Source organism: Cobetia sp. LC6 (assembly GCF_030264805.1).
In the GTDB taxonomy this organism is placed as follows: Bacteria; Pseudomonadota; Gammaproteobacteria; order Pseudomonadales; family Halomonadaceae; genus Cobetia.
Map to the genome: position 1 here is coordinate 226935 of NZ_JASSPL010000005.1, position 23310 is coordinate 250244.

Annotated in this window: 17 protein-coding genes and 1 pseudogene; 5 read left to right on the plus strand and 13 right to left on the minus strand. The window is 63.0% G+C overall.

The features are described from left to right. Positions 1–82: 82 nt before the first annotated feature. From QQF40_RS08605 to QQF40_RS08625, 5 genes and pseudogenes are all read right to left on the minus strand, one after another. On the minus strand, positions 83–1000 hold the full coding sequence (locus QQF40_RS08605) for a carbohydrate ABC transporter permease (RefSeq protein WP_285461077.1): 918 nt from the start codon (positions 998–1000) through the stop codon (positions 83–85). After that, positions 1000–1848 (minus strand): carbohydrate ABC transporter permease, encoded by an 849-nt coding sequence (locus QQF40_RS08610; protein WP_043334942.1) that lies wholly within the window; start codon positions 1846–1848, stop codon positions 1000–1002. The genes QQF40_RS08605 and QQF40_RS08610 overlap by 1 nt, the downstream gene beginning before the upstream one ends. 169 nt (positions 1849–2017) lie before the next feature. Further along, positions 2018–3286 carry an ABC transporter substrate-binding protein gene (locus tag QQF40_RS08615; protein ID WP_285461078.1) on the minus strand — a complete coding sequence of 423 codons (1269 nt, stop codon included), beginning with the start codon at positions 3284–3286 and terminating at the stop codon, positions 2018–2020. 129 nt (positions 3287–3415) lie between these two features. Further along, positions 3416–4417, minus strand: a complete 1002-nt coding sequence (locus QQF40_RS08620) for a substrate-binding domain-containing protein (RefSeq protein ID WP_285461079.1) — start codon at positions 4415–4417, stop codon at positions 3416–3418. A 418-nt stretch (positions 4418–4835) separates the two neighbouring features. Beyond that, a pseudogene (locus tag QQF40_RS08625) lies at positions 4836–6245 on the minus strand (sugar porter family MFS transporter); the annotation flags it as partial. Positions 6246–6551: 306 nt separating this feature from the next. On the opposite strand from QQF40_RS08625, the gene QQF40_RS08630 reads away from it, so the two are divergent. The 3 genes from QQF40_RS08630 (at position 6552) to QQF40_RS08640 (ending at position 10705) form a co-directional block, all read left to right on the plus strand. Further along, positions 6552–7442 carry an MBL fold metallo-hydrolase gene (locus QQF40_RS08630; RefSeq protein WP_285461080.1) on the plus strand — a complete coding sequence of 297 codons (891 nt, stop codon included), beginning with the start codon at positions 6552–6554 and terminating at the stop codon, positions 7440–7442. Between the two features lie 100 nt (positions 7443–7542). After that, the gene (locus QQF40_RS08635; protein ID WP_285461081.1) at positions 7543–8898 is read left to right on the plus strand and encodes an NAD(P)/FAD-dependent oxidoreductase; all 1356 of its coding nucleotides are present in this window, start codon (positions 7543–7545) and stop codon (positions 8896–8898) included. Further along, positions 8891–10705 carry a SulP family inorganic anion transporter gene (locus tag QQF40_RS08640; protein WP_285461082.1) on the plus strand — a complete coding sequence of 605 codons (1815 nt, stop codon included), beginning with the start codon at positions 8891–8893 and terminating at the stop codon, positions 10703–10705. Before QQF40_RS08635 ends, QQF40_RS08640 begins: the two co-directional genes overlap by 8 nt. Positions 10706–10859: 154 nt before the next feature. Here the strand turns inward: QQF40_RS08640 and QQF40_RS08645 are convergent, their stop codons facing one another. The 4 genes from QQF40_RS08645 to speB form a co-directional block, all read right to left on the minus strand. Further along, a complete protein-coding gene (locus QQF40_RS08645) occupies positions 10860–12317 on the minus strand; it encodes an aldehyde dehydrogenase family protein (protein ID WP_502871427.1) in 1458 nt (485 codons plus the stop codon). 88 nt (positions 12318–12405) lie between these two features. After that, positions 12406–14058 carry a 5-guanidino-2-oxopentanoate decarboxylase gene (locus QQF40_RS08650; protein WP_285461084.1) on the minus strand — a complete coding sequence of 551 codons (1653 nt, stop codon included), beginning with the start codon at positions 14056–14058 and terminating at the stop codon, positions 12406–12408. Positions 14059–14181: 123 nt separating this feature from the next. Next, a complete protein-coding gene (locus QQF40_RS08655; RefSeq protein WP_285461085.1) occupies positions 14182–15498 on the minus strand; it encodes a YjiH family protein in 1317 nt (438 codons plus the stop codon). A gap of 310 nt (positions 15499–15808) precedes the next feature. Continuing rightward, positions 15809–16759 (minus strand): agmatinase, encoded by a 951-nt coding sequence (speB, locus tag QQF40_RS08660; RefSeq protein ID WP_153635890.1) that lies wholly within the window; start codon positions 16757–16759, stop codon positions 15809–15811. 411 nt (positions 16760–17170) lie between these two features. On the opposite strand from speB, the gene QQF40_RS08665 reads away from it, so the two are divergent. After that, positions 17171–18793 (plus strand): sigma-54 interaction domain-containing protein, encoded by a 1623-nt coding sequence (locus QQF40_RS08665; protein WP_285461086.1) that lies wholly within the window; start codon positions 17171–17173, stop codon positions 18791–18793. Between the two features lie 76 nt (positions 18794–18869). Here QQF40_RS08665 and QQF40_RS08670 read toward each other — a convergent pair whose 3' ends face one another. After that, a complete protein-coding gene (locus QQF40_RS08670; protein WP_175090133.1) occupies positions 18870–19955 on the minus strand; it encodes a hypothetical protein in 1086 nt (361 codons plus the stop codon). 157 nt (positions 19956–20112) lie between these two features. Here QQF40_RS08670 and QQF40_RS08675 point away from each other — a divergent pair, with 157 nt between their 5' ends. Further along, on the plus strand, positions 20113–20616 hold the full coding sequence (locus tag QQF40_RS08675) for an OsmC family protein (RefSeq protein WP_153635887.1): 504 nt from the start codon (positions 20113–20115) through the stop codon (positions 20614–20616). Positions 20617–20789: 173 nt separating this feature from the next. Here the strand turns inward: QQF40_RS08675 and QQF40_RS08680 are convergent, their stop codons facing one another. The 3 genes from QQF40_RS08680 to QQF40_RS08690 are packed head-to-tail and all read right to left on the minus strand — an operon-like array spanning position 20790 to position 23301. Continuing rightward, positions 20790–21458 (minus strand): RraA family protein, encoded by a 669-nt coding sequence (locus tag QQF40_RS08680; protein WP_175090134.1) that lies wholly within the window; start codon positions 21456–21458, stop codon positions 20790–20792. A 22-nt stretch (positions 21459–21480) separates the two neighbouring features. Beyond that, complete coding sequence (locus QQF40_RS08685; RefSeq protein WP_175090135.1) at positions 21481–22785, minus strand: TRAP transporter large permease; 1305 nt, start codon at positions 22783–22785, stop codon at positions 21481–21483. A gap of 3 nt (positions 22786–22788) precedes the next feature. Then, complete coding sequence (locus tag QQF40_RS08690; protein WP_285461088.1) at positions 22789–23301, minus strand: TRAP transporter small permease; 513 nt, start codon at positions 23299–23301, stop codon at positions 22789–22791. Positions 23302–23310 lie beyond the last annotated feature (9 nt).

Here is a 23310-nt window from a genome sequence, read left to right on the forward strand (position 1 = left end):
AGAGCGGCGGCGAGGAAGTGAACTCGCTTGCGGGAGACGATGAAGATCGCCGCCGGTCATTGGCCTGATGAGCGGGCGTACGTTAGCGGTTGGAAATGCCCCACATGCTGAACAGGTACTTCCTGATCGCGAACAGGAACAGCAGTGCCGGGACGACCAGAATCAGACCACCGGCATACTTGATCTCGGCAGGTGACTCGGAAAGGCTCTGCACCAAGAAGGCGGTCAGGGTGCGGTTCTCGACGGTGAGAATCGCCGAGGCGAACACCTCGTTCCACGAGATCACGAAGGCGAACACGGCTGAGGCGGTGATGCCCGGGGCGGCCAGCGGCAGCACCACGCGACGGAAGGCCTGCCAGCGATTGCAGCCCATCAGCCAGGCAGCTTCCTCGAGTTCCACCGGAATGCCCATGAACAGGCTGGAGGTGATCAGCACCGCAAACGGCAGTGCCAAGGTGGCGTGCACCATCGCCAGGCCCAGGATGGAGTCATCGATGCCGACCTGGATGAAGATGACGGCCAGCGGCAGCGCCAGCAGCGGCATCGGGAAGGCCCGCGACAGGATGATGATCATGCGGTAGGCATTCATGCCCGGGAACACGAAGCGGGCCAGTGCGTAGCCTGCCGGTGCGCCGAGCACGATGGCGATCACCATGGTGAAGACGGCGGCCAGCAGCGAGTTGCCCAGCGCGCTGATCACACCCTGGTAGTGCCAGAAGAAGTCGAGGGTCTCGAAGCTCAGCGCCGGGGTCAGGGTCTTGGGCCAGCCGGTGATCTGCTCCGGCGTGCTGACGCTGTTGAGCATCAGCAGGGCGATGGGCACCAGCACCCACAGCACCAGAATCGAGACACCGGCCCAGAACAGCCATTTCCAGGCCATATCATTGCGCCGTGGTTTGTGTGCGGTCTGTGCCACCTGGCTTGAGGAGCCGGCTGAGGAGGCGCTTGCGCGTGACGAAAGCGATGACGGCATGACGGCCTCGGAAGAAGAGGATTTCATCAGCGAGCCTCCTTCGGCACATTGAGGAACTTGATGTAGAAGCCGGTGATGACCACCGAGATCAGCATGATCAACACCGCGTAGGCCGCAGCGGCACCTGTCTGCTGGTAGAGGAACTGCCAGTCGAAGGTCTCGCTCATCAGTACCGGCATGTCACTGCCGCCCAGCATCATCACTACCGCGAAGACCTCGAGTGCCAGCAGGGTGCGCAGAATCAGCGCCGACTGGATGCTGGGGCGCAGCATCGGCAGGGTGATCTTCCACAGGCGCTGCCAGTAGCTGGCGCCGAACACCTGACCGGCTTCGTCATATTCCTTGGGAATCAGCCCCATGCCCGATACCAGGATCACCAGCACGATGGCGGTACCGCGCCAGATCTCGGCGACCACCACGGCCAGGAACAGCGCGAAGGCATTCTGATAGTTGAGCCAGGACGCCGGCGCATCGATCACGCTGACCGCGCTCAGGAAGCTGTTGAGGAAGCCGAACTGCTCGAGGATCGCCAGCCAGATGATGCCGGCGGCCAGATCGGAGATGCCCAGCGGGATGGTCCAGATGTAGAGGATGCTGTCGCGGCCCTTGTTCATCTTGGTGACCATCAGCGCCATGCCGATGGCCAGCACAAGCTGCAGCGGCACCACGACCCCGGTCAGCAGCAGGGTGTTCTTGAGTGACGGCCAGAAGTTGAAGTCCTGATAGATGCGCGTGAAGTTGGCCAGGCCAACATTGCCGTCACTGCTGGTGAAGGCCTCGGCGAAGATCTGGATGAACGGATAGAGAAAGAAGGCACCCATGAACAGCAGGCTGGGGGCGATCAGGTAATAAGGTAGCCAGCGATCGTGCTTCATCTTTGCTCACCTTTGGCGTTGTTGTGATGGCTTGTCGGAATGGTTTGGTGGCACCGGGTCGGTATGACAGGGGTTGGCGTTCCGACATGGCGACCCGTCTGGGGATTGCCGTTGCTGCTGCTGTGTTGCGAGTGATGCGTTCTTGATGTTGCGTTCTGGCGCCAGCGGCTTACTTGACTGGGCAGGGGCCGTCGCTGGGCGTATCCGGGAGCCAGCAGCCTGCGCCTGACTTGTTGATCAGCGTCTGCAGGCGCGGGGCGAGGATATTCAGCGTCTCCTCGATGTCGGCGTCGCGCAGTACGATCTGCACGAAGGCATCGCGGTAGATTTTGTTGAACAGGCCCGACTGCTGGCCTAGGCCGCTGGGCAGCAGCGAGAGCAAGGCGTCATCGGCGGAGGACTGAGCCGCGACCGCCTTGCCGGACATGCGAATGCTGGCGGGCAGGTCATCGGGAAGCTCTGCCTCCACCACCGGGAAGAAGTTGGTCGCGCGCAGGGTGCGAATCTGTGCCTCGGGCGTCATCAAATAGCGGATCAGCTTGCGTGAGGCGTCGGGATTCGTGGCATTGGCGGGCACTGCCAGACCGGCGACCACCGGCATGTAGCCGCGTCCGCTGGGGCCGGCGGGGGCCGGGAAGGCCACGTACTGATCCGGCTGCTTGTTGAAGGCATCCTTTAGGCGCGCGGTGTGATCGAAGGCAACCCACACCTCGCCATTGAGCAGCGGTTCCTGCATGAAGCCATAGGCGGTGGAGCGCGGATTGGTCACCGCCCAGATCTCGCGGAACTTCTTCCACATGGCCACGGCGTCATCGCTGCGGAACTCACGCACCACCGAGTGGGTAAAGGACGGGTAGAGATAGCCTTCCAGGAAGCGGTGGATCAGCCCCTTGCGACCGGCCGGGAAGCCCAGCTTGGGGCTGCCGGTGGCCTCCTGCATGTTGCGGCCCCAGGCCAGCAGCTCGTCATAGCTCAGCGCGTTCAGGTCAGCACCTTCGGGCAGGTAGGGCAGCGCCTTGCGATTGGCGGCCATGATGTAGGTCGCCTGCATCCACGGAATGTAGCGCTGCTGGTCGCCGCCCAGCTTGCCCAGCATCATGTACTGCTGGCTGATGCCCGTGTCCGCAAGCGAGCTTTCCAGGTCATTCAGCGGTGCCAGAATGCTGGGCGTCAGCGACCCCAGTTCGCCGTGCAGCCCACCGAGCAGATCCAGCGCGCCGTCGGGGCTGGTTTTCTCCGCCTCGAGACGTGACAGGAAGGTGCCCGTCTCCTGCGGCATGTAATTGATGGCCTCGGCGTAGGGTGCCAGCGCGATCTCGCGCATCTGCTGGGCCTCTTCCAGCGGTCTGGCCTGGGTGCTGAAGAAGGTGATGTCAGCGAGGGCGGACGTACTGCCCAGCAGCGCCAGCAAAGCGAGGGCGATTGGCATCTTGCGCATGGAGGTCTCCCCGGTCGGGTGTTGTTTTTCTGGCGTCACGCTGACCACGTTCTGTCAGTGGCAATTTCAGATCAGGCGTTTGGCGGTCAGGCGTCTGGCGTCGTGAGGTCAGGCGATGATCCAGTGTGCTCAGGCAGTGGTATCGCGCAGCAGCAGGTCGTAATCGAAGCAGCGATGACGTGGCGCGCCCTCCTGCGGCGCCAGCACCAGTTCGATCAGTGCCTGACTGACGGTCTCGAACGAGATGTCCAGGGTGCTGAGGCTGGGCTGCCGGTACATCTGCGGCGGCAGGTTATCGGCGCCGATGATGGCGATGTCCTTGCCGGGTGCATGGCCGCAGGCGCTGACCGCTTCCATCACGCCGTAGGCGAAGATGTCGCTGGCACACATGAAGGCGGTGGGGGCGTTGCCCCCGGACAGCGCTTCATGGGCGACCTGATAGGCACTGGCATAGCCGTGCGGGCAATGGCGTGAGCTGGGCACTAGGCCGGCGTCGTGCATTGCCTGCAGATAGCCGGTCTCACGTTCGACGGCGGTATAGAGGTCGCTGAAGAAGTTGAGGAACAGGATGTTGCGATGGCCCAGACCAATCAGATGGCGAGTGGCGCGCATGAAGCCATCGGCGGCATTGATGTCTACCCAGTCATGCTCGCTGGCGCGGCCGGTACGACCGTGAGTGACGAAGGGGATGCCGCTGTCGAGCAGGAAGTCGACGCGCGGGTCCTGAATGCGGGTACGGGCCACCACGAAGGAATCGACCTTGCCGCCATCGATGAAGCGCTTGTAGGTGTCCAGCTCGTCGCGGTCCTCGGGCACCGTGGTGACGATGAGGTCATGTTCCGGTGCGGCGTCGTGCAGCGCCTGGCCCAGCGCTACCAGCAGGCGGGTGTTGAACTGATCACGAAAGTCGCCCTGGGCGCCGTTCATGATGTAGCCCACCGAGGAGGTGCGGCCTGTCTTCAGGCGGCGTGCGCTCTGATTGGGCTTGTAGCCCACTTCGCTGGCATAGGCCTGCACCCGCTCACGGGTCGTGGCGCTGACATCCTCGAATCCGCCCAATGCCCGTGAGACCGTCGTGACCGACAGGCCCAGCTGGCTGGCGAGATGTTTGAGTGTGATGTTCGGCGGCATGGCACTTTTCCCTTGGCGGTAACGGTGAGCAGAAATCGTTACCCGAAACGTTTCGGAAACGATCTTTTCACTGTTTCAGTTGGCTTGGCAAGAATGACGAGACCAAAGAATATATCCGTAATAATCCCGATATCTGGCGCTGAAAATCGCCGATGAGGCTGGCGATTGAGCCGGCGACGATACCACGCTATTTGCACGTAGTGATCTGGCGCGCGTCAGCGCAGGAGGAGGAGGGCAGCAAGCCATATGGAGTGCTGGCAGTGGTGTCGCTCCCACATGCCGTGAGGCGACGCTCAGCGGGGGCTCCTGACGGGCATGACTGCCAGAGCCACAGACGCCGACACCCCGCACAGGGCGGGGCGTCGGCGTCTGGAGAGCATTATTCGAGTCAGGCTTCAAAGCCTAATCGTCAAGAGCCTCAGTTGCCCTGTGAAGCGAGTGCCGCGGCCTGTTCCAGCTCCTTCTCCTTGCGCGAAGGGCGGATCAGACGGCCCTGGAGTTCCTCAAGGGAGACACCCTTGGTCTCGGGCATGAAGAACAGCACGAAGACCAACTGCAGCAGCATCATCAGGGCGAAGAAGGCGAACACCGGTCCGCCACTGAAGTGGCTGAGAATTGTCGGCATCAGCAGCGCGATCAATGCCGCGAAGACCCAGTGCACGGAGCTGCCGAAGGACTGTCCCATGGCGCGTACCTTGTTGGGGAAGATCTCGGAGATGAACACCCAGATCACCGTACCCTGGCTCATGGCATGCGCCGCAATGAAGACAGCCATCAGGATCGGGACCCCATAACCGCCCAAGGCACTGAAGTCCTTGAGGTAGAAGGCCCAGGAAATCAGGCACAGCGACAGTAGATAACCGGCAGAGCCGATCAGGATCAATGTGCGTCGACCCAGCTTGTCGATCAAGGACATGCCCAGCATCGTGAAGGCGAGATTGATGACCCCGATGCCTGCCGTAGAGAGCAGGGCAGCACTGGATTCAAGCTGCGCCTCGGCCAGAATGCGCGGCGCATAGTAGATGATGAAGTTGATGCCGGACAGCTGATTGAAGGCCGCGATCAGGAAGGCGAACAGCACCGGCAAGCGATAGCGCCAGGCGAACAGGCGAGTATGTTGCTTGACGCTCTCTTTGCTTTCCGTACCACGGATAATGGCAATTTCTTCCGCGATATCGGCCTTGGGGTTGATCTGTTTGATCACCTCCGCCGCTGCCGCTTCATCGTTGCGCTTGAGAATCAGCCAGCGCGGGCTGCGCGGCACCTTGCAGATCATCAGCAGATAGAGCGCGGCTGGCACGGCTTCCACGCCCAGCATCCAGCGCCAGTTCTCACCGTCGATGAAGCCGATGAAGTAATTGGAGACGAAGGCGATCAGAATCCCGAAGACGATATTGAACTGATAGAGCCCGACCAGCGCACCGCGCCGCTCGCGCGGTGCGATTTCCGAGATGTAGATGGGCGCCGCGACGGACGAGGCCCCCACGCCCAGCCCGCCCAGTAGACGGAAGAACGAGAATACATAAGGGTCAGTGGCCAGCGCCGACCCCAGCGCCGAGACGAGATAGAGGATACCGATGCCGATCAGCGTGGCGCGGCGCCCGAAGCGATCGGTCGGCCAGTTGCCGAAGATGGCGCCGATCACCGTGCCCCACAGGGCCATCGACATGATGATGAGGCCGTGGTTGAGATCGCTGAGACCCCATTGGCTCTGCAGTGAGGTATCCGCCCCCGAGATGACGGCGGTATCGAAACCGAACAGGAAGCCGGCAAGGGCAACCGTGATCGACCATTGAAGAATGCGTGGCATGGCGTAGCTCATCCAATGAGGCGTGAAGGAAAGACAGCGATTCGCGGAGGTTAATCGTTAAAGAGTGTAAGGGTGAATCGTGTCACCTGGCAATATCAGCCTATCTGCCCTGCGGCGTGCCATCCGCTATACCTTAGGGGGAGAGTCGCCCCGGTAGCCGCACTTGCTCGGCCTCGACTCAGAAATTATCCCGCTAGAACAGCAGGTTATTGAAATCGCCTTATTGTTATTCTTTATGGTTTTAACGTTATTCTTTTTTGCGTTGTTGACGCTGCAGGCGTAGGCTTGAGGCATCAATCCTTGAGCGAAGCAGGAGGTCGAAAGATGGCAACCTCAACACAGCGCCCCCAGGTCGAGAGCTTCTTCGACGAAGACAGCAATACCTTCACGCACCTGGTGCGTGACCCGCAGTCCCGTCAGTGCGCGATCATTGATCCCGTGCTCGACTTCGATTATCCCGCAGGCCACACCAGCACCCGCTCAGCGGATGCCTTGCTTGCGCATATCGACGCCGAGTCCCTCGAGGTGGCGTGGATTCTCGAGACCCACGTTCACGCCGACCACCTGTCGGCGGCCGCCTACCTGAAAGACAAGCTGGATTGTCAGCTGGCGATCGGGGCGCGCATACGCGAAGTGCAGGACATCTTTGCCGATATCTTCGCCGCCGAGGCGGGTTTCGCGCGTGATGGTCGCCAGTTCGATCGCCTGCTGGAAGAGGGCGACAGCCTGGCCATCGGCGGGCTTGAATGCCGCGTGCTGCATACGCCGGGTCATACGCCGGCCTGCGTCAGCTACGTGATCGGCGACGCCGTCTTCGTCGGCGATACCCTGTTCATGCCCGATTACGGCACCGCGCGCTGCGATTTCCCCGGCGGCGATGCGCGCACGCTGTATCGCTCGATCCACAAGGTGCTCTCGCTACCTGACAGCACGCGCATCTTCCTTTGTCATGATTATTCGGCCGAAGGACGCGAAGGCTTCTGCTGCCAGACGTCGGTGGGTGAGCAGCGTGAGCACAATATCCATGTGCATGACGGCATCGATGAGCAGGCCTTCGTCGATATGCGTTCAAAGCGTGACGCCGGGCTTGGCATGCCGCGCCTGATGCTGCCGGCGGTGCAGGTGAACATGCGCGCCGGCCAGATGCCGCCGGCGGAAGACAACGGGCGCGCCTATCTCAAGATTCCGCTCAATCTGCCTTTTGATCAGCTGTGATGGCCGCCATGCCGGCTTTGCTGAAGTGCTTTGCCTATGTAGCTTGCTTACGTAATTTTGTGACTCAAATGGACGAATTACCGCGATGGGAGCCTTATCGATGAGCCAGAGCACGCCACAAACCCCGCCAGTTTCGGATTCTGCAACGACGCCTTGTGACAATCAGGGCGCTGTTTCGGCCACGCAGGCGACTCGCGCCGCCAATCACCGCCTGGCACCCAACGCCCACAAGGTGGTGATCATCGGTGGCGGGGCCGGCGGTATCGCGGTGGCGGCCAGTCTGCTCAAGCGCCAGCCGGGCATGGACATCGCCATCGTCGAACCCGCCGAGCAGCACAGCTATCAGCCGGGCTGGACGATGGTTGGTGGCGGCATCTTCACGCCGGAATTCACGCGCAAGCCGATGCACTCGGTGATGCCCAAGGGCGTGCACTGGTATCGCGATACCGCCACCGGCATCGATGCCGAGGCGCACGAAGTCACGCTTGGCAATGGCCATCGCCTGCGCTACGAGCGCCTGGTGATCGCCATCGGGCTGGAACTGGATTGGAGCGCCATCGAGGGGCTGGAAGAGACGCTGGGGATGAATGGCGTCACCTCCAACTATCGCTATGATCTCGCGCCCTATACCTGGCAGCTGGTGCAGTCTCTCAAGGGCGGCAAGGCGCTCTTCACCCAGCCGCCGATGCCCATCAAGTGCGCCGGTGCGCCGCAGAAGGCGATGTATCTGGCCTGCGATCACTGGCAGCGCGAGAACGTGCTGTCGCAGCTCGAGGTCAGCTTCCACAACGCCGGCGGCGTGATGTTCGGCGTACCGGCCTACGTGCCAGCGCTGGAAGAGGCGGTCGCGGGCTATGGTATCGATGTCAGGTTCCATCAGCGCCTGGTCGGGGTGGATGGCGAGACGCAGACGGCACGCTTCGAGGTGCCGGCAGCCGAGGAGGGCGGCGAGCCGCAGATCGTCGAGCAGTCCTTCGACATGCTGCATGTGGTGCCGCCGCAGAAGGCACCGGCGTTGATCGCACAATCCGGGCTGGCGAACGGCGCTGGCTGGCTGGATCTCGACCCCGAGACCCTGCAGCACATGAGCCATCCAGACATCTTCGGGCTGGGCGATGTCAGCGGCACCTCGAATGCCAAGACTGCCGCAGCGGTGCGCAAGCAGTCCCCTGTGGTGGTGGAGAATCTGCTCGCCACACTGACCGGTGGCGCGCTCACGGCGGGCTATCGGGGTTATGGCTCCTGCCCGCTGACGGTGGAGAACGGCCGCATCGTGCTGGCGGAATTCGGCTACGGCGGCGAACTGCAGCCGACCTTCCCCAAGTGGGTCAATGACGGCACGCGTCCGACTCGCCTGGCCTGGCAGCTCAAGGCGCGGGGGCTGCCGTTCATCTACTGGAACCTGATGCTCAAGGGCCATGAATGGCTGGCGCGTCCGGCGTCACGCGATGTCTGAGCCGGTTCGAGAGGCAAAGGGGACGCCGCTTGCCCGCTGGCTGCCGCTGGCGGGTTGGCTTGCCCATTATGACCGCCACAGTCTCGGGCGCGATCTGCTGGCGTCGGTGATCGTCAGCGTCATGCTGGTGCCTCAGGCGCTGGCCTATGCGCTGCTGGCGGGGCTGCCGGCGCAGGTCGGCCTCTACGCCAGCATGTTGCCGCTGGTGCTGTATGCGCTGTTCGGCACCAGCAGCACTCTGGCGGTGGGGCCGGTGGCGATCATCTCGCTGATGACGGCCTCGGCGATCGCGGGCATGAGCGGCGCCGATGGCGCGGCGCTCTCCACGCCCAAGATGCTGGCCGCCGCGCTGCTGCTGGCCTTTCTCTCCGGTGCGATGCTGATCGCCATGGGGCTGTTGCGCCTGGGAGTGCTGGTGAATTTCATCAGCCACCCGGTGATCTCGGGCTTCATGACCGCCTCGGGCATTCTGATCATCGCCAGTCAGCTCGGGCCCCTCACCGGCCTGAGCCTCAGCGGCGGCAATCTGATCGCCATGGGCGAATCGCTGTCGGCAGGCGGGCAGGGGCTGCACTGGCCGACACTCGTCATCGGGGTGGGCTGCCTGGCGGGGTTGATTCTGGCACGCCGACATCTCAAGCACGGCCTGATGGCCCTCGGGATGCGCGCGAGCGCGGCGGGCATGCTGTGCAAGACCACACCGATTCTCGCTGTCATCCTCACCAGCCTGCTGACGTGGGGGCTGCAATTTGGAGCACAGGGCATGGCGCTGGTCGGCAGCGTGCCCGGCGGCTTGCCCACCCTGAGCCTGCCGTCCTTCGTCAGCAATGACTGGTCGGGCCTTCTGCTCTCGGCACTCTTGATCAGCGTGGTCGGCTTCGTCGAATCGCTGGCGCTGGCCCAGACCCTCGCCGCGCGTCGCCGTCAGCGCATCGACCCCGACAAGGAACTGATCGCGCTGGGCGTTTCCAACATGGGGGCAGGCATCAGCGGCGGCATGCCGATCTCGGGCGGGCTGTCGCGCTCGGTGGTCAACTTCGATGCCGGGGCGGCCACGCCCTTGGCGGGGGCCTTCACCGCCATCGGCATTCTGCTCGCCAGCCTGTGGCTGACCGACTGGCTGGCGTGGCTGCCGCGCGCGACGCTGGCGGCGATCATCATCGTCGCCACTACCAGCCTGATCGATCTCGCGGCGATCAAACGCACCTTCCGCTACTCGAAGGGTGACGGTGCGGCGCTGATGGTCACGCTGATCATCACCCTCGCGCATGGGGTGGAGAGCGGCATCATCGTCGGTATCGTCGTGTCGCTGGGGCTCTATCTCAAGCGCACCAGCCAGCCGCACAGTGCGCTGGTCGGGCGCGTGCCGGGCAGCGAGCACTTTCGCAATGTCGAGCGCCATGAGGTGGAGACCGATCCTGAACTTGCGATTCTGCGGATCGACGAGAGCCTGTATTTCGCCAATGCGCGCTATCTGGAAGACACGGTGCTGGCGCTGATGGCCGAACGCCCCTCGCTCAAGCACCTGGTGCTGGCCTGTCAGGCGGTCAACCTGATCGATGCCTCGGCGCTGGAAAGCCTGGAAGTCATCAATGAGCGCTTGAGCGCCGCTGGCGTGCAACTGCATCTGAGTGAAGTGAAGGGCCCGGTGATGGACCGCCTCAAGTGCTCGGAGCTGCCGGCCAATCTGGGTGGCGACATCTATCTCAGCACCTTCGATGCCTGGCAGGCGCTGAGCATTCACGGCAGCCATTGTGACCAGTCCTGCGCGCGCGACGGTATCAGCCAGACGACGGCGGTTGGCTGACAGGAGAAGACCCTGGTTTCAACGGAGAGCCGTGAAGAAGAGGAGCTGTGAGCAAGAGCCTTGAAGCAAGAGACTTGAAGAAAAACGCCCCGCCTCGGTGATTGCCGAGGCGGGGCGTCTTGTCATCTGATCACAAGGCGCTCAGCCAATACGTTCATTCAAGCACTGGTCCGATGATGTGCTTGACCTCCAGATAGCCCGCCATGCCCCAGGGCCCCAGCTCACGGCCGATGCCGCTGCGCTTGAAGCCACCCCAGCTGGCCTGCACCAGCGGCAACTGCTCGCTGTTGTACCACACCACCCCGGCGCGCAGACGACGGCCGAGCTGCTGGGCGCGTCTGGCATCACCGCTGACCACCGTGGCCACCAGGCCGAAATCACAGTCATTGGCGAGGCGAATCGCCTCGGCCTCATCGGCGACGCGGCGCGAGCACAGCACCGGCCCGAAGATCTCCTCGCGCCACAGACGGCTAGTCACCGGCACATCGATGAAAAGCGTCGGCGCCACGAAGTAGCCCTTGTTCGGCAGGCTGCGGTGGGTGCCATCGCGCAGCGCCGTCAGGCCTTCCTCGCGCGCCACGTTCAGATAGCTCAGCACGGTATCGCGCTGGCGGGCGCTGGTCATCGGGCCCATCTGGGTCGCGGCGTCCAGCGGGTCACCCAGCACCAGCGCATCGATGCGGCTGGCCAGTGCGGCGTGCAGCTCATCGGCGATGGACTCATGCACCAGCAGGCGCGAGGTGGCGGAGCAGATCTGGCCGGCGTTGAAGTAGATACCCGCCATCACCCAGTCGGCGGCTTCCTCGATGTCGGCATCGTCGAGCACGATGATCGGCGACTTGCCGCCCAGCTCAAGGGAGACGCCGCGCGTGCCGCAGGCCGCGGCCTGCATGACCTTCTCACCGACCACATTGCTGCCGGTGAAGGAAATCTTGTCGATGCGCGGATGACGGGTCAGCGGCGCGCCGATGCCCTCGCCATCGCCGTGCAGCAGGTTGAACACGCCCGCCGGCAGTCCGGCTTCCAGCGCGATCTCGGCCATCACCTGTTCCGGCAGTGGTGTCACTTCAGATGGCTTGATCACCAGGGTGCAACCCGCGGCCAGTGCCGGCGCGACCTTCCAGGCGCTGGTGACCAGCGGGAAGTTCCACGGCGTGATCAGTCCCACCACGCCTGCCGGCTCGTGATAGGTGTGCGCGGCATAGCCCTCGACATCATGCGCGACCTCCACGCCCTGACGCGCATCCAGCGCGCGTGCCTGGGCGGCGTAGTAGCGGTAGCAGCCGATGGCGTCATCAAGATCGATCTCGGCCTCGGCGCGAATCTTGCCGTTGTTGCGACACGACATCTCCACCAGCGCTTCCCGACGTGACGTCAGCCCCTCGGCGAAGGCCTCCAGATAGACCGCACGCTCGGCGCCGCTCAGTGCCTGCCAGCCCTCGAAGGCATCGGCGGCAGCCGCGACCGCAGCCTCCACATCGCGTGCATCGCCGGCCGTCACCTCGGCGATGACGGTTTCCTCGAAGGGGTTGGTGACCGCCAGGCGACCCTCGCCGTGGGACTTGACCCACGCATTGTTGATGAACTGATGATCGAGCTTGTGCATGGACATTCCTGACATGTGAGTTTCCTGCCGCCTGCCACCTCAGGGTCACAGGCGGGCATTGTGCAAGGTAGTGGAGCGATGTGGCGAGCCGGACTCACTCTGCGATTGAGCGCTGCCATCCCGCCGCATCAATTTCCACCAGCAGCGGGGCGCTTGTGTCGCGCTCGCTGATCGCTGTCGCCAGCTCACGGGGGGAATCGATCGCGACGGCGGCGCAGCCAAAGCCCTGGGCGAGCAGCTGGAAGTCGGGGGCCTTGATGTCGACGCCCAGGCGCGTGACGCCGGCGTTATCCATGAAGCGGCGAATCTCTTCATAGCCCTGGTTGTGCCACAGCACGATCACTACCGGCAGCTGTTCTTCCACCGCGCAGGCGAGTTCGGACAGCGTGAACATGATGCCGCCATCGCCGACCAGCGCGATCACCGGCAGGTCCGGGCGGCCCAAGGTGGCGCCCATCGCGGCAGGCAGGCCGTAGCCGAGCGTGCCGAAGCCGGTGGAGGCATTGAAGTAGCGGCGCGGCGCCGGCTGACTGAGCAGGTGATTGGCAGCGTAGACCGTCGCACAGGAATCGCCGACCCAGATCGCCTCCGGCAGCGCTTGCTGCAGGGTATTGAACAGCGGCACGTAGGGCGCGAAGGCCGGGTCAGTCGGTATCGCGAGGGCGTCAAGCGTGGCGGCGGTAATCTGCGCGCCGCGTGTCTTGCCTTTCGGGTTGCTCTCGAGGCCGGTCAGCCGGTCGGCGAGGGTCTCCAGCGCCAAGCCGGCGTCGGCGACGATGGCGAGTGTCGCCTGCTGGTTGCGCGCCAGTTGTTCGGGGTCGATATCGATGCGGATCAGCTGGCCACCGATGACGAAGCCATCATCGAACACCACGTCGTAGTCGGTCTCGCCAAGTTCGGTGCCGATCGCCAGCACCACATCGGCGTCGCACGCCAGTTCGCGTACCGCAGGCAGCGCGGCATTGGCGCCGAGATCCAGTGGGTGAGCGCTGCCCAGCAGGCCCTTGGCATTGATGGTGGTGACGGTGGGGGCATCGAGTGCCTCCACCAACTGGCGGGCCGCTGCGGGTGCGGCGACACAGCCACCGCCCAGCAGCACCAGCGGGCGCTCGGCGCCCTGCAGCAGGCTCACGGCTTCCTCGAGCAGGGCCGGGTCCGGCGCCAGACGGCCGATGCGCGGGCGCGTGACGTCATGGGTGGTGCGACCGGCAGGCAGTGCCACCTCGGCATTGAACAGATCGATGGGAATCTCGATATGCACCGGTCCCGGGCGGGCGCCCTCGAACAGCGCGAAGGCGCGGGCCAGCACTTCCGGCAGTGCGGACGTGTCGAGCAGCGTGTGGCTGAAGCGCGCCACGCCCGACACCAGCTGCTGCTGGCTGGGCAGCTCATGCAGACGCCCCTGGCCACGGCCGAGGGTGTCGGTGCGATTGACGCTGGAGATCACCAGCATCGGAATGGAGTCGGCCAGCGCCTGCCCCATCGCGGTGGTGATGTTGGTCATTCCCGGGCCGGTGATGATGAAGCACACCCCGGGCTTGCCGGTACTGCGGGCATAGCCATCGGCCATGAAGCCAGCGCCTTGTTCATGGCGCGGGGTGACGTGGCGAATGCTGCTCGCGGCGGGATCGGCATCCGATTCCAGGCCACGGTAGAGCTCGACGGTATGTACGCCGGGAATACCGAAGACGGTGTCGACGCCGTAGGTGTCACGCAGCAATCGGATCAGGAGTTCAGCACAGGTCATGGCAGTCTATCCGGCAGACGGGAGCGCCGTGGCGCCCCCTGAAGTCATGAGGAAAAGGAGTCGGTCGCGAAGCGGTGTCAGTCGAGTGCGAGTCGTCGCTCAACTAGCAGTTCAATCGATGGCTCAGAACACGAACAGATGGGCGATACCAGCGATGATCGGCAGGGTGATCAGTGTGCGCAGCACGAAGATGGCCACCAGCTCCCACAGCTTGAGCGGAATCTTCGACTTGAGCAGCAGGGCACCGATCTCGGACATGTAGATCAACTGGGTCAGTGACAGGCAGGCGATCACGAAGCGGGTCAGTTCGCTGTCGATGTCCTTGGCCAGTACCGCCGGCAGGAACATGTCGGCAAATCCGACCAGCGTGGCGGGGGCTGCCTCTGCCGCGTGGGGAATCTGCAGCAGCTCCAGCAGCGGAATCATCGGGTAGGACAGCCAGGTGAACACGGGCGTGAACTCGGCCAGCATCAGTGCCACGGTACCGATGGCGATCACCACCGGCAGCAGACCGAGGAAGATGTCCGCCACGTTGAAGCAGGCCGATTTCACCAGCTTGAGCGGGCCCGGCGCATGCTCGGCGCGCGCGACGGCCATACCGAGTGAGTAGCGCAGCACGCCACAGCCGCTCTGGTTCTCTTCACTGATCTGGCAGCCGACCGGCTCGTGGTAGTCATCGCGCTTGCGTGACAGCGGCGGCAGACGCGGCACGATGACGGCGGCGATCAGGCCCGCGATGACCACGGTCAGGTAGAAGGGCACGAACAGGTGGTTGATGTTCATGAAGCTGGTGACCAGCAATGCGAAGGCGATCGAGACCACCGAGAAGTTGGTGGCGATCACCGCCGCTTCACGCTTGCTGTAGAAGCCCTGCTCGTACTGCTGGGTGGTGATCAGCACACCGACGGTGCCGGAGCCCATCCATGAGGCGGTGGCATCGATGGCGCTGCGCCCGGGCAGATTGAAGATGGCACGGAACGGACGGCGTACCAGGCTGCCGATGAATTCCATGAAGCCGAAGTCGACCAGCAGCGGCAGCAGAATGGCCGCGAAGAAGAAGAAGGTCAGCAGTACCGGCGCGAGATCATTGAGCATCACGCCGCCGGTGAAGGTCGCCGTCACTTGAGTGGGGCCCCACTGGAAGTAGGTCATCAGCGCGAAGATGGCGCCGAGGGCACGCATGCCAAACCATACCGGCGAGACATCGAACAGCTCGTGTGCCGCGCCCTGACGTGCCCAGACCGGTTTGGCGAGCTTGACGAAGCCGGTCAGCAGTACGGAAAGGCACAGCACCGCGACGGCGATGGCGGGTAGTGCGCCGCCCAGCGTCGCCTTGAGCCAATCGGCCATCAGGCCCATGCCGATGTTGATGGTATCACCCGTGCTGAAGGGCACCAGGAAGAAGCTGACGCCGAGCAATGACGGCAGCAGAAATTTCATGACTCCGTGAGTCGTGAGCGGAACGGGACGGGTGGCGATGAGCTCTTTCTGAGCCTTCTCACCCTTGTGCACCTTGTCTGAAGGTGAATCGGCGCTTGGGCTGGAGCGGGACGGCGTGTGATCCGCCGTCGGGTCGATGCTGGTTGTCATTCGGGTCACCTAGATCTTGTTGTAATGGTCAGGCTCTAGCCGTGCATCGTGTGATGCATCATGCCGTATCGTGTCGGGTGATTCTGTGTGCGCCGAGGGCGGGACAAGCCCCCGGCGCGGGTGCAGCAGGACAGCAGGTCATTCGTGGGTCGTTCGTGGATCAGTCGCGCTGTTGCACGCCCGGCAGTACACAGAGCATTTCGTAGAGCAGGGTCGCGCCCATCAGCGCGGTGTTGCCGCTGGTGTCGTAGGGCGGGGAGACTTCCATCAGGTCACCGCCGACGATGTTGAGGCCACGCGCGCCGCGTACGATTTCCATGCCCTGGGGCATGGTCAGGCCGCCGGCTTCCACGGTGCCGGTACCGGGGGCGACGGAGGGGTCCAGTCCGTCGATGTCGAAGGTGATGTACACCGGGCGATCGCCCATCATGTCGCGCACTTCGGCCATCAACGGCGCGAGTGACTTGAACCAGCACATCTCGGCGGTCTCGACACGGAAGCCCTGCTGACGGCACCAGTCGAAGTCATCGGCGGAGTAGCCGGTGCCACGCAGGCCGATCTGCACCACGCGCTGGCTGTCGAGCAGGCCTTCTTCCTGGGCGCGACGAATCGGCGTGCCGTGGGCGATGGGCTCGCCGAACATGTGGTCGTTGACGTCGGCGTGGGCATCGATGTGGATCAGGCCGACCGGGCCATGCTTCTTGGCGATGGCGCGCAGCACCGGCAGGGTGACGGTGTGATCGCCGCCCAGTGTCAGCGGCACGCAGTCGTGACTGAGCACTTCATCGTAGAACTGCTCGATGATGTCCATGCTCTTGGGCAGGTGGAAGGTGTTGATCGGCACATCGCCGATGTCCGCCACCTGCAGGCTGTCGAAGGGCGCGGCGCGGGTGGCCATGTTGTAGGGGCGCAGCATGCGCGATTCATCACGGATCTGACGCGGGCCGAGACGCGCGCCCGGACGGTTGGAGGTACCGATGTCCAGCGGAATGCCGATGAAGGCGGCATCTAGGCCTTCCGCGGTTTCCTGAGCCGGCAGGCGCATCATGGTGGCCGGGCCGCCGAAACGTGGCATGTCGTTGCCGCCCAGCGGCTGATTGAACTCGCTCATCTGTCTCTCCAGGTCTTGAGTTGCTCGCGATACGCTGACGGCGAGCGGGGTATTGTGTTCGATCGCCTGATCGCCCGACCGGACGGTGTGATGAAAGCCGGCGATCCTCCTTGGCGCATACTCCAGCATTGCAGTAACCATGCCAATTTTTAGTCAATTGATTTTATTGAGTTTTATTTGGCGGAGGTTGCTGGGTGATTCATTTGTGGATCACCAGTGCGGCATTGATGATTCAAAAATGGATCACTGATTCATTTGTGGATCACATTCAGGCATCATCGAGACTGTCTTCAGCGCAGTGCGAGAAAGACCTGCTGGAAAGAGCTGTTAGAAAGAGCTGCGAGAAAGACCTGCGAAAAGAAGCACAGAAAGCCCCGCCCGATTCACAGGCTCGACCATGAGGTACCCGCCATGTCAGAGCTCGACCGTCAGATTCTCAAGACCATCATCGACACCGCTCACGATCACTACTTCGTGGTCAATGCCGATGGCCAGGTGCTGGATGTCAGCCCCGGCGCCGCGGCGGTCTATGGCATGACCCGCGAGGAGCTGTGTGCCGCCAACGTGCATGACCTGGAAGCCAGTGGCGTGCTCAAGCCATCGATCAGTCTGGAGGTGCTGCGTACGGGGCGCGCGCTGCAGATGATGCAGCTCACCGCCACCGGGCGGCGAGTGGTGGCGCAGGCGCATCCGGTATTCGTCGCGGGCAAGCTTGAGTGCGTGGTCAGCCGCTCGATGGACCTCACCGATATCCAGCTGTTGCAGCAGGAATATGCTGTGCTCCAGCAGCGTTTCACGGATCACCTGCGCCGCAACTCGCGGGGCAGTGAGCTGGGCGGGGGAAGTGCGCGCTCAGTTGCTGAGCAGACCACCCATGACGCGCAGCAGGGGCGTGCTCTGTGCGAGCAGGCCGCGCGCGAGCAGGCGGAATGCGAAGACGCCGCGCTGGAATTGGGCGAGCTGCAGGTCAGAAGCCCCGTGATGCGGGAGATAGCGCTGCTGCTCAAGCGGGTCGCGCCCACCAACGCCACGGTATTGATGCTGGGCGAATCCGGGGTCGGCAAGACGGCCTTCGCCCATCAACTGCATCGCTGGAGCCAACGCGCCGACGGCCCCTTCATCGAGGTGAACTGCGGCGCCATTCCCGAAAGCCTGTTCGAGTCCGAGATGTTCGGTTATCAGGCCGGTGCCTTCACCGGCGCGGGTAACCGTGGCAAGGCGGGCCTGATGGAGCAGGCCGAAGGCGGCACCCTGTTCCTCGATGAAATCGGTGAGCTGCCGCTGGCCACCCAGACCAAGCTGCTCAAGGTGATTCAGGACGGAATGATCACCCGCCTGGGCGACACCACCACCCGCCGCGCCGACTTTCGGCTGGTCGTCGCCACCAATCAAGACCTCGCCGCCCGCGTCGAGCAGGGACAGTTCCGCCTCGACCTCTACTACCGCATCAATGTGCTCCCCGTCAGCCTGCCACCGCTACGCGAACGCCGCGAAGACATTCCCGCCCTGATCGAGCAACACCTCTCTCGCCTCAATCAACGTCATGGTCGCCGCAAACTCCTCGACGCCTCGTTATGGCCCATCCTCATGCGCCAGGACTGGCTCGGCAATATCCGCGAACTGGAAAACTGGCTGGAACGCGCCTGGCTCAGCGCCCCCAGTGATGTCATTGACAGCGATTCAGTGAAAACACTGCTCAACACCTGTTCCACGAATAACGCTAATGGACTAGGCAGTTCATTTGGCTTCAGTAATGAAAAATCCAATGGAATAGGCGTTACTGAAAGTTTTACCACTGCCGATAACTCTCATAGTCCCAATTCCCCCTCAGCGCCTGCCGCTGAGGGGGCAGTAGCCATGCCAACCCCCAAGCTCGGCCCCAACGAAACCCTCAAGGAAGGCCTGGCACGCATCGAAGCACAATGGCTACGCGAGATGGCTGCCGAGCTGCCCAGCACCTATGCGATAGCCAAGAGGGCAGGGATTAGTCAGCCGACGGTGGTGAGGAAGTTGAAGCATATGTTGTTAAAATAATTACCATGTGTCGGATCTATGTGATGACCAATCGATTAGTCAATCATCCGGGCCCGACAGCTAAGGTACACTATATTCATTGCATCACCACCAGACTCCCCATCACTCCCTCACATAACGGCTTGATCTCGCTGAAGCCCTCGTCGACGGCGAGGTCTGTCTTGGCTTTGGCGTAGGTGGTGCCGTCGGCGGTGGGGTGGTAGCTGGTGCAGTGCAGGCGGATCAGCTTGTCGTCGAGGAAGAGGCCGTATTCGCGGGTCTGCGAGGTGATGGGCATGCCCTGGTGTCGCTGTGTCATGGCGATATCGAACCAGTAGACCTGACGGTGATCCACTCGGGTCAGGCCGGAGTCGAGCATCTGGCTGTTGATGGGCGCCCATTGCGCCAGTTGGTCCGTGGCGGCCATCACCTTGAGCTGCGCGTCGCTGACAGTCTCGCCATGCAGGTCATAGATTTCGAGGATGATCATGTCGGTGCCGGTACCCGCCTGACTCTGCCATTTCTGCACGATATGCGGCAGGCGTCCCTCGGCGGCAGACCACGAGGCGGGCAGGTGCAGCGCAAGGCTGATGCCCAGTGACTTGGGATGGCCCTTGGTGTGGAACTGCTGGAAATAGCCGTCGTACAGCTCGTACACCGGCTCGATCTGATACTTGGTCGCCAGCAGAAATTCCTTGAACGGCGAGGGCAGGTATTCCCCCTGGGCGCGCAGATGAATGGCCTCGATGAAGCGGGCCGCGAAGTCGCTGGTCAGCTTGTCGGTGGTCAGTTGCGAATCCAGTTGCGTCTTTATCTGACGGCGGATGCCATCCAGCACTTCGCGTGCGTGCTCCCGCCCCATCAAAGTGGCGAGGTTGTCCGCCAGGCGATGGGTGATGTTCGGGAAGGCATTGTCGAAATAGGCGGAGGCAAGCTCTGCATCCGGCGCGAGGCCGGGATACTCCTCGGCGATGCGTGACAGGGTGATGTCCTGGGCGATGACGAAGCCGTAGGTACTGCTCAGCGTATTGATGACCTTGGGCGTGGGGCGAAACTGTGCGGCTTCGGCGCGTGCCGAGGCGCCGGGGGTGATGAGGCACAAGCTCAGGCCCAGTCCGAGCGTCAGGGCGGCGGCGGCCAGCCCGGGAATTGCCCCAAGGGAGCGTGTTACGGCAAACGCCATGCGTGACATCCTGTCAGAGTGCGATCGATTCAATCCTATCATCGGCCTACGATGACTTCTCGCGTGCTGATGATGTTCAGATGCCTAATCAGGCAGAAGTATCAGACTGCGCGTCATGCCGCGCACGCGGTTTCCCTTCAGAGAGCAGCAGACAACGATGTCCAGACGACACCAGTATTCGGTTGAACTTGAGTGGACCGGCAATCGCGGTGATGGCACCCGCCATTACACCGCCTATGAGCGTGATTTCGTGGCCCGTGTCAGTGGCAAGCCGAGCCTGGAAGGCTCCGCCGACCCCGCTTTTCGGGGCGACGCTTCCCGCTGGAACCCCGAAGACATGCTGGTGGCCTCCGTCTCGGCCTGCCACAAGCTCTGGTATCTGCACCTGTGTGCCGAGGCCGGCATTCGTGTCATGAGCTATCACGACCACGCCGAGGGCACGATGCAGGAAGGCACGCCCGCTGTTGGCAATAGTCAGGCAGAGAACGAGGGCGAGGCGGGACGTTTCACCTCCATCGTGCTGCGCCCCGAGATCACGCTGGCCGCCGGTGACGATATCGCGCTCGCCCATGAGCTGCACCACCGGGCGCATGCGCTGTGCTTCATCGCCAATTCACTGAATTTTCCGGTCAGCTGCGAGGCGGTGATCACCCATCAGTGATGGGCAGCCCTCAGCCCGTGTCCTACAACCGTGTCGGACTGACCGTGTCTTACAGACCGTGTCTTACAGACCGTGTCAGAACCCAAAAGGCCACCAGAGCGATCTGGTGGCCTTTTTTGCTTTCAGCATCTCTCTAAAGAAACAGCGTCTCGCAAGGGCATCAAGCGAGGGGATCAACCCCGTGCGTTCACTTCCTCGATCAGTTTGCTGGAACCAGTGAGGTCTGGCAGGCAGGCGCCGTCGGCAATCTTCGCCAGCAGCACGTCTTCGGCTTCTTGCACCTCGATGGCGTGGCTGGCGATGGCCGAGACTTCCTCGGGCGCCATGACGATGACGCCACTTTCATCGGCAAGGATGGCATCGCCCGGATTGACGACCACGCCGCCGATGCTGACCGGCACGTTGAGTGCGCCGCCGATTCCGGCGAAGCGGGTGGTCAGCGAAGCGACGCCGCGACTCCAGACCGGGAACTGCTTGTCGCGAATGGTCAGCGCATCGGTGGCCATGCCGTCGATCACCACACCGGCCACGCCGAGGCGCGAGGCGACCGTGGTCATCACGCCGCCCCAGCAGGCGCGGTGGCGATCGCCCTGTCGATGCACGATCAGCACATCGCCCGGGCGCACCAGGCGCATCAGATGGTTGAGCAGGGTGCCATCTTCCGGCGGCAGCGAGACAGTGATGGCGGTACCGGCGATGCGCACCTCGGGCAGCATGCTGGCAATCGCCGGATCGACGAAGCCCCGGGTGTGGAAGTGGCCGATGGTGGCCGTCTCGCACTGCTTGAGCTGTTCCAGCCGTTCAGGAGCGACCTGCGCTGGCATGTCATTGAGTTGGTACATGAAAGTCTCTCGTCGTGGTCGGTCAGATCAGGCTGGGCAGGAAGGTCGTCAGCCACGGGGCCCAGTAGAGCATCAGCATCGCGAACAGGAAGCAGATGACGATCGGCCAGGCGGCGGCGTAGATGGTCTGCATCGGCGTTGCCGGGGCGGCGCCTTTCACCGCGAACAGGTTGTAGCCGAAGGGCGGGGTGAGACTGCCCACCGAGATGTTGATCAAAAACAGCGTCCAGAACCACACCGGATCGAAGCCATACAGCTTGACCAGCGGCGCGTAGATGGGAATCACCACCATCATGAAGGCGATCTGGTCGATGAACATGCAGGCGATCAGCGGAATCAGCATCAGGATCAGCAGCATCCACACCGGGTCGAGATCCAGCCCGGTCACGCTGCTCACCAGACCGCTGGTGGCGCCGGTGAAGCTCAACAGCTGGGAGAACAGCTTCGAACACGCCAGGATCAGGATGATCATGGTGCTGACCTTGAGCGAGGACATCACCGCTTCGCCCGCCATCTTGAACGAGAACTTGCGGTAGTAGGCCGCGACCACCAGCGAGCCCAGCACGCCGGTGGCGGCGGATTCGGACGGCGTGGCGATGCCGAGCAGAATCAGGCCGAGCACGGCAAAGATGATGATGGTGAACGGCAGCATGTTGATCACGGCGCGGCGCTTTTCCTTTGCCGTGCCACCCCCGCTTTCATCGAGGGGCGGTGCACGGCGCGGGTCCATCGTGATGCGCACCTTCACATAGAGGATGAACAGCGCGGCCAGCAGAATGCCGGGCAGGATGCCCGCGATCAAAAGGCGTGCGATGGAGACATCGACCATCGAGCCGATGATGATCACCAAGAGGCTCGGCGGGATGATTGGTGCGAGACTCGCGCCACCCAGGATCAGGCCGATGGACAGCCTGTCGTCATAGCCGCGCTCCTGCATGGTCGGCAGCGCCGAGCGGCTGAGCATGGCGGTCACGGCCAGCGCCGAGCCGGACAGGGCACCGAACAGCGTCGAGAGGGCGACGACGAAGAAATAGAGGCGCCCCTTCATGCGGCCCATCAGGGCATCCAGCGAGTCGAAGATCACATCGATGGAGCCGGAGCGGAACAGCAGCTCCCCCATCAGCACGAACAGCGCGATGGTGGTCAGTGTCTCCGAGGTCATGCTGTCGTAGACACTGTTGGCGAACATGCCGAAACCGGCAGTGCCCATCAACCACAGCGTGCCGAGCACGTTGATGGTCAAGAAGGCGGCGAAGACGGGAATGCCGAGGGCGAACAGGCCCATCAGCAAGGCGATGGCCAGGCCCAGAGAGGTATACCATTCCATGACTCAGGGTCCTTTTCTGGTGTCGGCGGTCGCCGAAGGCGTCGCGCGGCTAAAGGCGTGGCGCAGGAAGTACAGGGCGGCGCTGATCATCGCGTAGGCGATGAAGCTGGAGACCCAGACCTTGGGAATATCGAGGCCCATGGCGGTGGTGGTGTGATACTGGAACTGACGCAGGCTTTCCTGCACGCAGATCCAACCGGCCACGGCGCAGACGGCGCCGGTCACCAGGGCGAGGAGACGATCATAGAAAGCGCGCGCGGTAGGGCCGAGGCGCTCCGGCAATACGGTGATGGCGATATGGCCATGGGTGCGTGCCAGTTCCGGCGTCGCCAGCGAAATCGAGAGGCATAGCAGATAAGCCACCATCGCGCCGGACCACAGGGTGGGCGAGTTGAAGAAGTAGCGCGCGATGACTTCCAGCCAGAAGCACAGGACGATGCCACACAAGGTGACACCGCCCAGAAGGAAGCCTGCTCGCGTCACGCCGTCATGCACACGTGCAAGCAGGGTTAGCATGGTGGATTC